This is a genomic window from Clostridium weizhouense (genome assembly GCF_019431045.1).
GTDB lineage: Bacteria > Bacillota > Clostridia > Clostridiales > Clostridiaceae > Clostridium > Clostridium weizhouense.
The window spans coordinates 104,965-120,396 of sequence record NZ_JAHXPT010000007.1; the positions used below are offsets into that span (position 1 = coordinate 104,965).

The window sequence follows — 15,432 nt, forward strand, 5'->3', positions numbered from 1 at the left end:
ATAGAATTTATACATAATTTTATGCAAGCGTTTGCGAAAAAATATGTAAACGAGAGAAAATGATATGAAAACGTAAGCAAAATATATAATTTTTATTATAAATTAACCTTAAACGTTTTGTAATAGGTTTCTATAATTGATATAATTTAAAATATAAACGATACTATAAATATGGTAATATCAATAAAATAATATTTTATATAAAATAATACATGATTACTATTAACATACAGAAAAAGTTGCATTAAATCGACTGTATATATGCAATCGATTGCGAAGGGAGAACATTTTTAATGAAAAAAATTTGGTGGAAAGAAGCAATAGGATATCAAATTTATCCAAGAAGTTTTAATGATTCTAATGGCGATGGAATTGGTGATATTAAAGGGATAATATCTAAATTAGATTATTTAAAAGATTTAGGAATAGACGTAATTTGGATATGCCCAATGTATAAATCACCTAATGATGATAATGGTTATGATATAAGTGATTATAAAGATGTAATGGAAGAGTTCGGAACTATGGACGATTTTGATGAATTATTATCAGAGACTCATAAAAGAAATATGAAATTAATTATTGATTTAGTTGTTAATCATACTAGTGATGAACATCCATGGTTTATTGAATCAAAATCATCTAAAGATAATCCCAAAAGAGATTGGTATATTTGGAAAGAAGGTAAGAATGGATTAGAGCCTAACAATTGGGAGAGTATATTCAAAGGTTCAGCTTGGGAATGTGATAAAAATACAGAAGAATACTATTTGCATCTCTTTACCAAAAAACAACCTGATTTAAACTGGGAAAATCCTGAAGTAAGAAAAGAAATTTATGAAATGATAAATTGGTGGCTAGATAAAGGTATTGATGGATTCAGAGTTGATGCAATAAGTCATATAAAGAAAGATCAAAGTTTTAAAGACATGCCAAATCCTAATAAAGAAAGATATGTTTCATCATTTGATAAACATATGAATTTTCCAGGTATCCATATGTTTTTAGCGGAACTGTACAATAACACATTTAGTAAGTATGACATAATGACTGTGGGTGAAGCTAATGGAGTTGATTCTGAAGATGCAATACTTTGGGTTGGAGAACAAGATGGAAAATTTAATATGGTATTTCAATTTGAACACCTTGCTTTATGGGAATCAGATACAAACTTCTCTGTTAAAGCTTTAAAAAAGGCATTAACAAAATGGCAAAATAATTTAAATGGGGTAGGTTGGAATGCACTATTTATAGAAAATCATGATATTCCTAGAGTTATATCAACATGTGGAAATGATGAAGAATTTAGAATAGAGTGTGCTAAAGCTTTTGCTTTAATGTACTTCATGCAACAAGGAACACCATTTATTTATCAAGGACAAGAGTTGGGGATGAGAAATGTTGAGTTCAGTGATATTTCTGAGTATAACGATGTTAAATGTATAAATGTTTATAATGAGGATATTCAAAAAGGGTATTCTAAAGAAGAGGCAATGAAACATGTTTGGTCAACATCAAGAGACAATGCACGTACGCCAATGCAGTGGGATGCCACAGAGAATGCAGGTTTTTCTAAAGTTAAACCTTGGATTGGAATAAATCCCGATTATAAAGAAATTAATGTATCAACAGAACTTAAAGACCCAAATTCAGTATTAAATTTTTATAAAAAACTAATTGATACAAAAAAACATAGTGAAACTTTAATATATGGTGAATACAAACTTATTTTAGAGGAAGATGAGAATATCTATTCATATTTAAGAGAATTTAATGGTCATAAGTACATAATAATATGTAATCTTTCAAACAGTCAAAGTAAATTTGAATATATTAAAGAAACTTTGAATTACTCAGGTTTAATTTTAGCTAATTATAAAGTAGACAAACATGAAGATACAAGTAGTATTTTATTAAAGCCTTGGGAAGCAAGATTATATAAAATTATATAAATATATTTTGAGTTATGGTAAAAGGGTATTGAAAAATTATGATTTAATGCCTAAGAAAAATTAAAGAATTATAAAATTAGGAGGAATAAAAAATGGAAGCAAAGAAAGGAAAACTTTTCTCATTTGACTTTTGGCAAAAATTTGGGAAAGCACTTATGGTTGTTGTTGCAGTAATGCCAGCGGCAGGACTAATGATATGTACAGGAAAATTAATTGGGATGTTTGGAGACATGTCTCTTATGCAAACCATTGCAAGAGTTGTAGAGGACCTAGGATGGGGAATTATAGGTAATTTACATATTTTATTTGCAGTTGCAATTGGAGGTTCATGGGCTAAAGAACGTGCTGGTGGAGCATTTGCAGCACTTATTGCATTTATACTAACAAATCGTGTAACAGGTGCAATTTTTGGAGTAAGTGCAACAATGCTAGGGGATAAAACAGCAACAGTTACTTCATTATTTGGACAAAAATTAGTAGTAGGAGATTACTTTACATCTATACTTGGTGCACCAGCATTAAATATGGGAGTATTCATTGGAATTATTTCAGGTTTCTTAGGAGCTACATTATATAATAAATATTACAATTTCAACAAGTTACCAAATGCATTATCATTCTTTAATGGTAAACGTTTTGTTCCGTTTGTAGTTATTGTAGGATCTGTAGTTACAGCTTTAATACTTTCAATTTTTTGGCCATTTGCACAATATGGATTGAATTCTTTTGGAATATGGCTTGCAACATCTAAGGATACAGCACCAATTTTATCACCTTTTATTTATGGATGTTTAGAACGTTTACTATTACCGTTTGGATTACATCATATGCTTACTATTCCAGTAAATTATACAGAATTAGGTGGAACATATACAATATTATCAGGAACAAATGTAGGGCATGTAATAGCAGGTCAAGAACCATTATGGTTTGCTTGGATTTCTGATTTAATTAACTTAAAAAATACTGGAGATATGAGTGCATATAATAATTTATTAGCTACAGTTACTCCAGCAAGATTTAAATGTGGACAAGTAATTCTTTCAAGTGCATCTTTAATAGGTGTTGCATTTGCTATGTATAGAAATGTTGATGAGGATAAGAAGCATAAATATAAATCAATGTTTTTATCAGCAGGACTTGCAGTATTTTTAACAGGAGTTACAGAGCCAATTGAATTTATGTTCATGTTTGTTTCTCCAATACTTTATGGAGTATATGCAGTTATAACAGGTATTGGATTTGCATTAGCTGATATAATAAATTTAAGAATACAAGCTTTTGGATTTGTAGAATTTACAACTCGTCTTCCTATGTTTGTTAAAGCAGGACTAACAATGGATGTGGTTAATTTTGTTATTAGTGCAGGAGTATTCTTCTTCTTAAATTACTTTACATTTAATTTCTTAATAAAGAAATTTAAAATAGCAACTCCAGGACGTAGAGGTAACTATATAGAATCAGAAGGTGAAGAAGAAATAGTAAAATCAGATAAGTCTATTTCAGTAGGAGATCAACTAGCTGTAAAGATTATTTCATTATTAGGAGAGAAAGAAAACATAGTTGATGTTGATGCATGTATGACACGTTTAAGAGTAACTGTTAAAAATAAAGAGTTAGTTGCAGATCAAAAAGAATGGAAGAAAAATGGAGCTCTTGGTTTAGTTCATAAAGATAATGGTATACAAGCAATATACGGTCCTAAAGCAGATGTATTAAAGTCAAATATTCAAGATATATTAGGAGTGTAGTAGAGTGAAGTTATTAACTTTAAATTGTCATTCTTGGCAGGAAGACAATCAATTTGATAAAATAAAATATTTAGCAAAAATAATAAATGAAAAAGATTATGATGTAATAGCTCTTCAAGAAGTTAGTCAATCATTAAAGGAAGAAAAAATAGATTCAAAATTAAAAAAAGATAATTTTGCAGTAATATTAAAACAAGAATTAGATAATTATAGTAAAGATAAGTATGATTTTTATTGGGATTTCTCTCATATAGGATATGATATTTATGAAGAAGGGATAGCTATATTTACTAAAAGGAAAATTTTAAATAGTGAATCTTTCTTTATTACAAAAAGTAAAGATATCTTATATTGGAAAGCAAGAAAAATTATTAAAATGACAATTAATTATGATGGTAAAGAGGTAGATTTTTATTCATGCCATTTGGGTTGGTGGAATGATGATGAAGAACCATTTGAAAACCAAGTAAAAAATCTTATAGAAACTGTAGATAATAATAGGTTAACTTTTTTTATGGGAGATTTTAATAATAATGCTTTTGTAAAAGGTGAAGGATATGATTATTTACTTAATAGCGGATTAATAGATACTTTTAATTTAGCTAAAGAGGTGAGTTCTAGTGTTACTGTAAAAGGAAAGATTGATGGTTGGGATGAGAATAAAGACAAGCTTAGATTAGATTTAATTTTATCAAATAAGTTAATAGAGGTTAAAAGTTCTAAAGTAATATTTAATGGAATAAACGAAGATGTAATATCTGATCATTACGGAGTTGAAGTTCATTTGAATATATAAGTAGATAGAAAAAAATAAGATGGATACTTTAATCCGTCTTATTTTTTTCTATCTTTTTCATTATATTATATAGTTTTGAGATGCAATCGCTTAATGTATATAAATCATCATCATTTAAGACTTCAATTCTACTTGCTAATTTAGTTTTTGCTGCATTTCTAAACTCCTCAAATATATCCAATGCTTTTTCTGTTAGCTCAACTCTAAGAATTCTTCTATCATTTTTATCACAATATCTTTTAACTAATCCATATTCTATAAGTTTATCTATTATAGGTGTCATGTTAGATTTAGATATACCTAGATTATTAGCTATTTGAGATATTGGACAAGAATTTGATTTATGAAGATATAAAATAACTTTTGTATGAGATGGAGGCATTGGAAATTTATTCATATAATCTTCAACCTCTTTTGGTGGTTTAGGAAAATTTTTTATAAGATCATTTGTATTAAAAATATTATTTCTAACTAAGAATAAAAAAGTTAATAAAGAATCAGAAATTTTATCTAAATCTTGTTTGTGCATTAGTACAACTCCTTAATATGCTAATAAATACAACATAAATTATAAACTAATAATAATTTTAAAACAAGCCAAAAAGGTTATTGACTTAGAATAATTATAAATTTATAATTAATTATACTTTATTAATTAATACTAATGTTTATAAAATTTGGACAGTAATAAACATTTTGAAAAATATTATTTTAATTGTAATAAGATGAATCTTAGGGAAAAATTTATAATATTTATTTTGGTTTAAAATGACATTAAAAAGTTTGGGGGCAATAAGTATGAAAAAATATTTATCATTATTATTAATATTAGTATTTAATATAATGTGGTTAGTCAGTTGTGGAAATAAAGATGTACCAACAGAACAAGAAAAGTCAATAGCAGTATCAGTTAAAAAATCTAAAAATAGTGGCATAGAAAACAAGGATACATTTACAGGCACTACTAAAGTAGCAACAGAGACTTCTGTTACAGCAGAAATGCCTGGTATAGTAGAAAAAATATATGTATCACTTGGTCAAGAAGTTAAAAAAGGAGATGTACTTTTAACTTTAAAAGGTAATGATGTTAATAATAGTGTAAATCAGTCAAAAACAGCTTTAGATTTAGCACAAGCAAACTATAATAATACTACAAGTGGAAGTATAGAAAATCAAAAAAATCAATTAGAAAATTCATTAAAACTTGCTCAATTGCAATATGATGAAGCGAAAAGAAATTATGATATATATACTACATTACATCAAGCAGATGCAATAAGTGAAGATCAATATAAAAAAATAGAGCTTAATTTTAATCAAGCAAAACAACAGTTAGAAATAGCACAAAAATCATATACAACATCAACAGAAAAGAGTATTCCTGAATTGCAAGAATTAGCTGAGAAACAATTAAAACAAGCTAAAGTATCATATGAAATAGCATCTAAAAATTTGGATAAGCTTACATTAGTATCACCAGTCAATGGAATAATTACAACTAAAAATTTTGATTCTAATGAAACAATAAGTCAACAGCAACCAGTATTTATTATATCTTCTCCAAATACTTTAGAAGTAAATATAAATGTAGCACAAGCTGATATAAATAAGTTTTCGTCTGGACAAAATTTGGAAGTTGTAATAGATGGACAAACTGTAAATGGAAAAGTTCAATATGTGCCATTAGTAGTAGATCCAAAAACATCTTTATATCAAATAAAAATATTAATAGATAATTCATCAAATACTTTTAAAGCAGGAATGTCTACAGAAGTTAATTTGAGTTTAGAAAAAAATGAGAATACAATAATTGTTCCTAAAAAAGCTGTATTTGAGGAAGATGGGAAAAAATATTTATACATAGTAAATGATGAAAAGAGAGCCATAAAAACTTCTGTAGAGACAGGGATAGAAACAGCGAATGATATTGAAATTATATCTGGAATTAACTCTGATAATACAATAGTTGTTGGAGGAATAACACTTATAAATGATGGAAGTAAAGTATTTCCTGTAGAAAAGGAGGACTAGAGTTATGAATTTAACTAAAACTTCAGTTAAACGTCCTCTTACAATAATAATGGTGTTTTTAGTTATTGTTATGTTTGGTTATATAGGCTATTTAAAAATGCCAGCAAACTTAATGCCAGATATAGAAATACCTGTAGTAATGGTAACAACACAATGGCCAGGAGCAGGACCGGAAGATATTGATGAACACATAAGTGAAAAAATTGAAGAAAAACTTTCAGCTGTATCTAATGTAAAAAAAACTGTTTCAATGTCACAGGAAAGTGTTTCAATGGTTGTAGCACAATTTGAATATGGAACAGACTTAGATGAAATATTAAATGATGTAAGATCAAAAGTTGATTCTGTTCAAGCAATGTTACCTGACGATGTTACAAAGTCAACTGTACTTAAAATGGATATGAATGCTGAAGCAATATCACAGTTAGTTATATCAGGTGGAAATAGTTCAGAAGCTTTAATGAAGTATGCTGAAGATATTATTCAACCTAAAATTGAAGCGGTTGACGGTGTTACAGAAGCAGGAATTAATGGCGGAGATAAGTCACAAGTAAATATAACAGCAGATCCATCTGTTTTATCTAATTATGGTGTGAGTTTACAAACAATAAAAAGTGTATTATCTGATGCAAATAAAACTTTTCCATATGGTTCAATAACTCAAGGTGAAGATAAAATTGTATTAAGAGGTATTGATGAATTAAATTCATTAGAAGATGTAAAACAGATTCAAATACCAGTAAGTGATGGGAATACTGTGAGATTAGATAAGATATGTGATGTTGAGTATGGAGTTGTTGAGAAAAAATCTATATATAGATATAATGGTCAAAACAGTTTAGTAATAGACATACAAAAGCAACAAGATGCAAATACTGTACAAGTTATGAATGCTGTTCATAAAGTAGTAGAAAAACTTAACTCGGATAATCCAGAATACAAAATAGAAACAGTAAATGATTCTAGTGAATATATAAATAATTCAATTAAAAGTGTAATGCAAAATCTTGGGATAAGTGCAGTTATAGCATTTTTAGTTATATTACTTTTCTTGAAAAATATTAGAGCATCATTGGTTGTTGCAATTGCAATACCTACATCAATAATTGGTGCTATTGCATTGTTATATTTTACTGGTGAAACTTTAAATATGGTTACATTAAGTTCGCTTGTAATAGCGGTAGGTATGGTTGTGGATAATGCAACAGTTATTATAGAAAATATATTTCAATATAAGAAAGATACTATATTAGATATTGATGATTGTTCTATAAAGGGAACTCAAACTGTAACAAATGCAATTGTGGCATCAACATTAACTACAGTAGCTATATTTTTACCTATATTGTTTACAGAAGGATTTACAAAAATAATGTTTGGTGCGTTAGCTAAAACTCTTATATATGCATTAACACTATCATTAATAGTAGCAGTAACTCTTGTTCCTAGTATTTTTGCAAAGTTAAGTAAGGGTAAGAATTCTAGAAAATTAGTAGAGAAACCATCACCTATTTTTAATAGGTTTAGTGAAAAATATAAAAAGATATTGAAAGTTTCTTTAAAACATAAAAAGTTAGTTGTATTTATAAGTATTTTATTATTTGTTTCATCTATATTTGGAGCTACACTTGTAGGGGTAGATTTTATGCAATCTACAGATGAAGGAAAGTTAACTGTATCAATAACGTTGCCAGAAGGACTTGAATTAAAGGCTAATGATTATTATGTATCAATGGCAGAAAATAAGCTTTCTGATATTTCAGAAATAAAAACTACTATGACAACATTAGCTCCATCGGCGAGAAATGGGAGTAATAATGCTAATATAGTAATAGAGTTAATTCCTAAAAGTGAAAGAAAAAAATCAACTAAAGACATAGAAAAAGAAGTTGTTAAAAGAATGGAAACTATTCCTGATTGTGAAATAAAAGTTAGTACAAGTAGTAGTATGGTAGGGGGATCTGATGGTGTCTCTCTTGAACTAAAGGGCCCGGATATTGATGTATTAGAAGAAATAGCAAAGCAATCAGAGAAAAAATTAAGCTCTTTAAATGGTTTTAGAAATGTGGATACATCTCTTTCTAATACAACTAAAGAAGCCCAGTTTAAGATAGATAAATATAAAGCTCAGCAATATGGCATAAATACTTCTGGAATAGCAAGTTTATTGCGTACAGCAATAAATGGAGATACTGTAACAACAGCAACAATAGATAATTATAAAATTGATGTTAATTTGAAATATAAAGAATCTAGTATTGATAGTTTAGATGATATAAAGCAAATGAAAGTAACATCTCAAACTGGTCAGCAAATTCCAATAGTAGCATTTACAGAAATAACAATGGAAGATAGTTTAAAATCTATTTCTAAAAGTGATGGAGATTATACTATAACAATTTCAGCTACAGTGGATAACTTAGATACAAGCACAGCATCAAAACAAGCTATGAATGCTATCAATGAATTAGATATTCCGAGAGATTACAGTATTTCTTTTGGTGGAGCAACAGAAATGATGAATGAATCAATGAGTGGATTGATTTTTGCTATGATTATAGCGATAATACTTGTTTATATGGTAATGGTTGCACAGTTTGAATCATTTAGTAAACCATTCATTATAATGTTCTGTATTCCATTTGCATTTGTTGGAGTTGTTGTTGCATTAGTGATAACAAGAGCTAATCTTAATGTTGTAGGAATGTTAGGTTCTATATTACTTGTTGGTATAGTTGTTAATAATGGGATAGTTTTAATAGATTATATTGAACAACTTAGAAAAGCTAAGCCAAATGATAATTTAATAGATATAGTTTCTATTGGATCAGCAACAAGACTTAGACCGGTTCTTATGACAACAATGACAACCGTTGTAGGAATGATACCAACAGCTTTAGCTTTAGGTGATGGAGGAGAGACAATGCAACCTCTAGCAGTAGTAATAATAGGAGGACTTTCAGTATCTACTTTAGTAACTCTTATATTGATTCCAGCTATATATATGATATTTGATAAAGTAGAAAATAAATTCTTTAATATATTTAATAAATTTAAAGAGAAAATATCTAAAAAAGTAAATAATTTATTTTTTAGAAATAAAGAAAAAATAAATACTAATAATTATGAAATAGACCTAAAACCAATAGAAGGAAAAACAGAAGAAATATTAAATAATAACGATAAAGATAAATAATAAGTTATTAGAAAGGAAGGAATATAATGAATAACAGCTTAAAACGATTAGTATCATTGAGTATTGCAGGTTTAATAACATCAATATCATTAATTCAAATACCAGTAAGTGCTAATGCATCTAAGCCTATATTGAGTTTAGAAAAAGCTATAGATTCAGCCATAGATAATAGCTATCAAATAGTATTAAATGAGGAAAAACAGGATATGCTTGAAGATAAAGATGACTTTTATCAAGATATTGATATGGATGATGATGGATATAATGATATACAAATTAGTCAAAATGAGCAAAAGAGAAAATTTTTAAAAGATCAAATATCTGTGGATATAACCAGTAAATATAATTCTATAATAGTACTTGAAAAAGAATTACAGAACATAGATATGAGCATAGAAATTAAAACTAAAGATTATGAAACTATGGAACTGAAAAAGAATATGGGATTAATTAGTACTATTGAAATTCAAAATTCTAAAGCGGAAATAGATAAACTTAAAGCAGATAAAAAATCTAAAGAAGAAGAGATAAAAAATACTAAAAAAATTTTTTCTATAATAACAGATATAGATGTTGAAGATTATGCTTTAGAAAATAGTATAGAATTTAAACCATTAAAATTACATGAATCTTTAGATTCTTATCTTGATGATAGAATAGATACTTATTTTAGATATAATAAAAAATTAGCTAAATGGGTTGAAGATAACTATACAGATACATCAGGATCTAAACCAGTTCCGCCAAATGCAAATGATGAGAAGTATAATGAAAAAGATGAAAATGGAAAACTTAAAAATGATTTTGAAGGTGATTTAAAACAATGGAAAGTAGATTATCAAAATTGGATATCATCATCTCTAAAAGATATAGAAAATGAATATAATGCGGATACGGCATTAGATTCAGTAAATGATGCTAAGAGGACTATGAAGCAAACATTGCTTACCACTTATACAAAACTTGTTACATTAGAAGGTAATATATCTTCAATGAAGTCACAGCTTGAAGTATTATATAATAAAACTAAGATAACTAAGTTACAATATGATCTTGCATTAATTACAAAACAAGATTATTATAACCAATTGTTATCTACTCAGCAGTTAGAAGTTAGTTATGAATCTTTAATTAATAGTTATAATGATTTAAAAGAAAAAATAGATAAACCTTGGACACTTTCTTCAGGGATATAGTAAAACAGGCAATTACAAAACTATTTTAAAGGTAGTTTGTAATTGCTTATTTTATTCTTTAGGGAAGTATATTTTTTAAAGTCAGTGGATAACTTACATTATATTTTTGCTTAAAGATTGAGAAATAAAACCTAAAGAATATGTAGACAATTCAAATTATATAAATAGTATTTTAAAATATATTTTTAATTTATATAATAATATTTATAATCAAAATAATTAGTGTATGGATTTTTTTGTTTCCCAATGTATATTATTACATATACAAAATAAATCTAATATTGTATAAAAGGACATGTTATAATAATTATATTGATGATACATATTTTACTGAGGAGGAAGAGATAATGCAAAAAATTTTTAAAAGTTTAATATTTTCATTAATTATATTAAGCTCTATAAGTGTTAACGTATTTGCATTTGAAAAAGTTAATAGTGCTCAAGAATTAGAAAATAGCATGTATAATAATTTAAAGAATTGGAATACCGATTTTGTACTTTATTATGAGGGGAATGACATTGATAATAGTAACAAAATTAAAGATGTATTTGAAGAAGCATGCAAAAGGGATGATTACTTAGAAAGATCTGTTAGTAATTATAGAATTTTAATTAGAGGAACAGAACAGAATGTTACTGTAACATATAGAACAACTAAAGAACAAGAGACTTATATAAATTCTGAATTAAAAAGAATATCAAATAATTTAATAGATAAGAATATGACTGATATTGATAAAGTAGTAGCTATAAATAATTACTTAGTAAAAATATACAAATATGATGATGAGCTTAAGTCAGATAATGTATATTCTGCATTAACAACAGGTAAAACTATTTGTCAGGGATATGCTATGACAGCATATAAGATGTTTAATTTTGTAGGAATAGAATCCAGAATAGTAATAGGAACAATGAATAACATTGGACATGCTTGGAATCAAGTTAAAGTTAATGGACAATGGTATCATTTAGATGTAACTAATAATGATAATGTAGTAAGAGATAAATATCTTTTGGTAAGTGATGGATTTTTGAAGAACAGTGGATTTGAGTGGGATAATTCAGAGTACTCATTATCGCCATATAATTATTATAAATCATCAACTAGTTATGTTGATTATAATAATGATAAAGAAAAAGATATATCACAAAGTTATAATGGAGGATATTGGTATAAAAAAGATGGTTTTTGGTATTATTGGAGAGGTTCAGGAGTAAATGCTTTAGGATGGCTTAATAATGACAGTAATTGGTACTATTTAGGTAAAGACGGTAAAATGAAGCTTGGTTGGGTATATGATTATGGAAATTGGTACTATTTATCACAAGATGGAAGAATGAAAACAGGTTGGATATATAGTGGGAATAAATGGTATTGTTTAGGGGCAAATGGAGAATTAAAAACAGGTTGGATATATAATAATGGAAATTGGTATTACTTAGGAAAAGATGGAGGCATGAAAATAGGGTGGATATATGATCAGGGAAATTGGTATTATTGTTGGTCAGATGGTAAAATGGCATATAATACAGTAGTTAATGGATATAAATTAAATTCAAATGGAGCTTGGACAAATTAAAAAAGACTATTATAAAATGTATATTTATAACTTTTCATGAATAAAAACCATGCATATAAAGAAATTTGTTTTCTTATTTATGCATGGTTTTTTATATAAGAATTTATATTAATAAACAGTTGTAAATATATAATTTCCAATAAAATTTGTTTATTAATATAACTCTTAGAATATTTATAAATTCGATGACTTATCAGTATAGTGATTAAGTTATATAGAAACATTATGATATATGATTCTAACTTAGGTACTATTAATGAAAAATATAATTTTTCATAAAAATTTTATAAATTCAATAACTTAATTAGAACATATATATAAATATAAAAAAATGTGGAATTTCTAGCGCAAATATATATATTATAATATAGACAAAACTAAATTATATGATAAAATAAATCATGGGTATAAAGTAAATAGAAAAAGAGGTGATTTTATAGTAAATAAAATAACAAAAAATAAATAAGAAGCGCCAGAACTTAAGTGATAATATAATTAGCAATGAATTTATTAATGAGTTAGTGTTAAAATATAAAAGATTTAATATTAATTTGTGATATATACTATTTAATCTTTTTTAAAGAAAACTTTACTCATATAAGTTTGATGAGTAAGTCTAATTAATTAAATCATAGATTTAGAGTGTAATTTACCTAAGTATACTGGGTAAGTTTTACTTGCTAAATAAAAGATTTAGATAATAACTTAAGTTGACGAGGTTGGGGAGTATCGAAACTTCGGCGGATGCCCCGCGGTATTTGCACTACCGTTAACGACTGGCAAAACTATGAAGCGATTCATAGTACAAATTCAGTCAGGTGTTAAAGCCTTCAAAATTTTATAAATTTTTAGGTCCTAGGATTATTATGCCCTTTTTTATTATTTATTATAAGTTAGGACAAAATTATAAAAGAAGTTAAAAAATATTATAAAAGTAAGGAAGGAAGATTTTTATATGTGCGGAATAGTTGGATATTTAGGAAGTGGAAAAGCTACTTCATTTTTAATTAATGGGTTATCAAAATTAGAATATAGAGGTTATGACTCAGCTGGAGTTGCTGTTGTTAATAATGGAGATATAGAAGTAAGAAAGTTTAAAGGAAGATTAGCTAATTTAGCGGATAATATAAAGGAAAATCCTGTTGAAGGTAATATGGGAATAGGACATACAAGATGGGCAACTCATGGAGCACCATCAGATGTTAATTCACATCCACATTTAAATAGTAAGGAAACAATTGCTGTAGTTCAAAATGGAATAATTGAGAATTATTTAACATTAAGAACATGGCTTAAAGGAGAAGGTTATACTTTTAAATCAGAAACAGATACAGAAGTAATTCCTAATTTAATTGATTACTATTATAAAGGGGATTTATTTGAAGCTGTTGTAAAAACACTTAAAAGACTTGAAGGAAGTTATGCTTTAGGTGTTGTTTGTAAAGATGAACCAGATAAATTAATAGCAGTAAGAAAAGAATGTCCTTTAATTGTAGGCTTAGGAAAAGATGAGTCATTTATCGCATCAGACATTCCGGCAGTATTAAGTTATACAAGGGATGTATATCTTCTAGAAGATCATGAAATAGCTATTCTTTCAAAAGATGGAGTTAAACTTTATTCTGAAGACGGAAAAGAAATAAAGAAAGATGTTTATCATGTTACATGGAGTGAAGATGCAGCTGAAAAAGGTGGATTTGAAGACTTCATGCTAAAAGAAATCCATGAACAACCAAGAGCTATAAGAGATACTATGGCTGGTAGAATTTCAATGGAAAAGAGTATGCTTTTAGATGATTTAAAAATAACTAAAGAAGATTTAGAAAATACAGATAGAGTATTTATAGTAGCTTGTGGTACTGCATATCATGCAGGTCTTGTAGGTAAAAATTTAATTGAGTCATTTGCAAAAATACCAGTAGAAGTGGATATAGCATCTGAATTTAGATATAGAAATCCATTAGTTACAGATAAATCTTTAGTTATTGTAATAAGCCAATCAGGTGAAACAGCAGATACATTAGCAGCTTTAAGAAACTGTAAGAATATTGGAGCTACTATAATAGCATTAACTAATGTAGTTGGAAGTTCAGTATCAAGAGAAGCTGACCATGTATTATATACATTAGCAGGTCCTGAAATTTCAGTTGCATCTACTAAGGCTTATACAACTCAAATTATTGGAATGTATATGATGGCTATGACATTTGCTAAAATATTAGGAAGATTAAAGAGTGATAGATTAGAAAAATTAAAAGAAGAATTACTAGATTTACCAGAAAAGGTAGAGTTAGTTTTAGAAGATAGAGATAAGATAAAAGCAATAGCTGAAAAAATGTATGAAGAAAAAGATGTATTTTATTTAGGTAGAGGTCTTGATTATGCAGTGGCATTAGAAGGATCACTTAAACTTAAAGAAATATCATATATTCATGCTGAAGCATATGCAGGTGGAGAGTTAAAACATGGTCCTATAGCATTAATTGAAGATGGAACAAATGTAATTGCTTTATTAACTCAAGAAGCTTTAAAAGAAAAAATGGTAAGTAATATTGTTGAAATTAAAGCAAGAGGAGCAAAAGTTATAGGAATATGTTATCAAGGGACTAAGGGATTAGAAGAAGTTTTGGATGAAGTTATCTATATTCCAAGAACTATGGATATGTTTGCACCGGTATTAAGTGTTGCTGCCCTTCAATTATTATCATATTATGTAGCTAAAGCTAAGGGATGCGATATAGATAAACCAAGGAATTTAGCTAAATCAGTTACAGTAGAATAACAAAAAATATATATTAATCTAAAAGATATATCTAAGAGAGTTTAGAGAGCTAGATATTTTAATTAATTAAAATATCTAGCTCTTTTTTTATAATTATAAAAATTAAAATTTTTGGATAAACTATATCAGAATGTACTTTAAAAAA

General features: G+C 27.3%; 9 protein-coding genes. 8 read left to right on the plus strand and 1 reads right to left on the minus strand.

Annotated elements, in window-relative coordinates:
* Positions 1–293 precede the first annotated feature (293 nt).
* The 3 genes from KYD98_RS10120 (at position 294) to KYD98_RS10130 (ending at position 4,499) form a co-directional block, all read left to right on the plus strand.
* Entirely contained in the window at positions 294–1,952 is a 1,659-nt protein-coding gene (locus tag KYD98_RS10120) for an alpha-glucosidase (RefSeq protein ID WP_219779779.1), read from the plus strand.
* Positions 1,953–2,044: 92 nt separating this feature from the next.
* On the plus strand, positions 2,045–3,703 hold the full coding sequence (locus KYD98_RS10125; RefSeq protein WP_219779781.1) for a PTS transporter subunit IIBC: 1,659 nt from the start codon (positions 2,045–2,047) through the stop codon (positions 3,701–3,703).
* Positions 3,704–3,707: 4 nt separating this feature from the next.
* Positions 3,708–4,499 (plus strand): endonuclease/exonuclease/phosphatase family protein, encoded by a 792-nt coding sequence (locus KYD98_RS10130; protein ID WP_219779783.1) that lies wholly within the window; start codon positions 3,708–3,710, stop codon positions 4,497–4,499.
* A gap of 28 nt (positions 4,500–4,527) precedes the next feature.
* Here KYD98_RS10130 and KYD98_RS10135 read toward each other — a convergent pair whose 3' ends face one another.
* Positions 4,528–5,028 carry a MarR family winged helix-turn-helix transcriptional regulator gene (locus KYD98_RS10135; RefSeq protein ID WP_219779785.1) on the minus strand — a complete coding sequence of 167 codons (501 nt, stop codon included), beginning with the start codon at positions 5,026–5,028 and terminating at the stop codon, positions 4,528–4,530.
* A 269-nt stretch (positions 5,029–5,297) separates the two neighbouring features.
* Here KYD98_RS10135 and KYD98_RS10140 point away from each other — a divergent pair, with 269 nt between their 5' ends.
* The 5 genes from KYD98_RS10140 (at position 5,298) to glmS (ending at position 15,287) form a co-directional block, all read left to right on the plus strand.
* Entirely contained in the window at positions 5,298–6,530 is a 1,233-nt protein-coding gene (locus tag KYD98_RS10140; RefSeq protein ID WP_219779787.1) for an efflux RND transporter periplasmic adaptor subunit, read from the plus strand.
* Between the two features lie 4 nt (positions 6,531–6,534).
* The gene (locus tag KYD98_RS10145) at positions 6,535–9,726 is read left to right on the plus strand and encodes an efflux RND transporter permease subunit (RefSeq protein ID WP_219779789.1); all 3,192 of its coding nucleotides are present in this window, start codon (positions 6,535–6,537) and stop codon (positions 9,724–9,726) included.
* 26 nt (positions 9,727–9,752) lie between these two features.
* Entirely contained in the window at positions 9,753–10,922 is a 1,170-nt protein-coding gene (locus KYD98_RS10150) for a multidrug transporter (RefSeq protein WP_219779791.1), read from the plus strand.
* A 347-nt stretch (positions 10,923–11,269) separates the two neighbouring features.
* A complete protein-coding gene (locus KYD98_RS10155; protein WP_219779793.1) occupies positions 11,270–12,505 on the plus strand; it encodes a transglutaminase domain-containing protein in 1,236 nt (411 codons plus the stop codon).
* A gap of 955 nt (positions 12,506–13,460) precedes the next feature.
* On the plus strand, positions 13,461–15,287 hold the full coding sequence (gene glmS / locus KYD98_RS10160) for a glutamine--fructose-6-phosphate transaminase (isomerizing) (RefSeq protein ID WP_219779795.1): 1,827 nt from the start codon (positions 13,461–13,463) through the stop codon (positions 15,285–15,287).
* Positions 15,288–15,432: the final 145 nt, after the last annotated feature.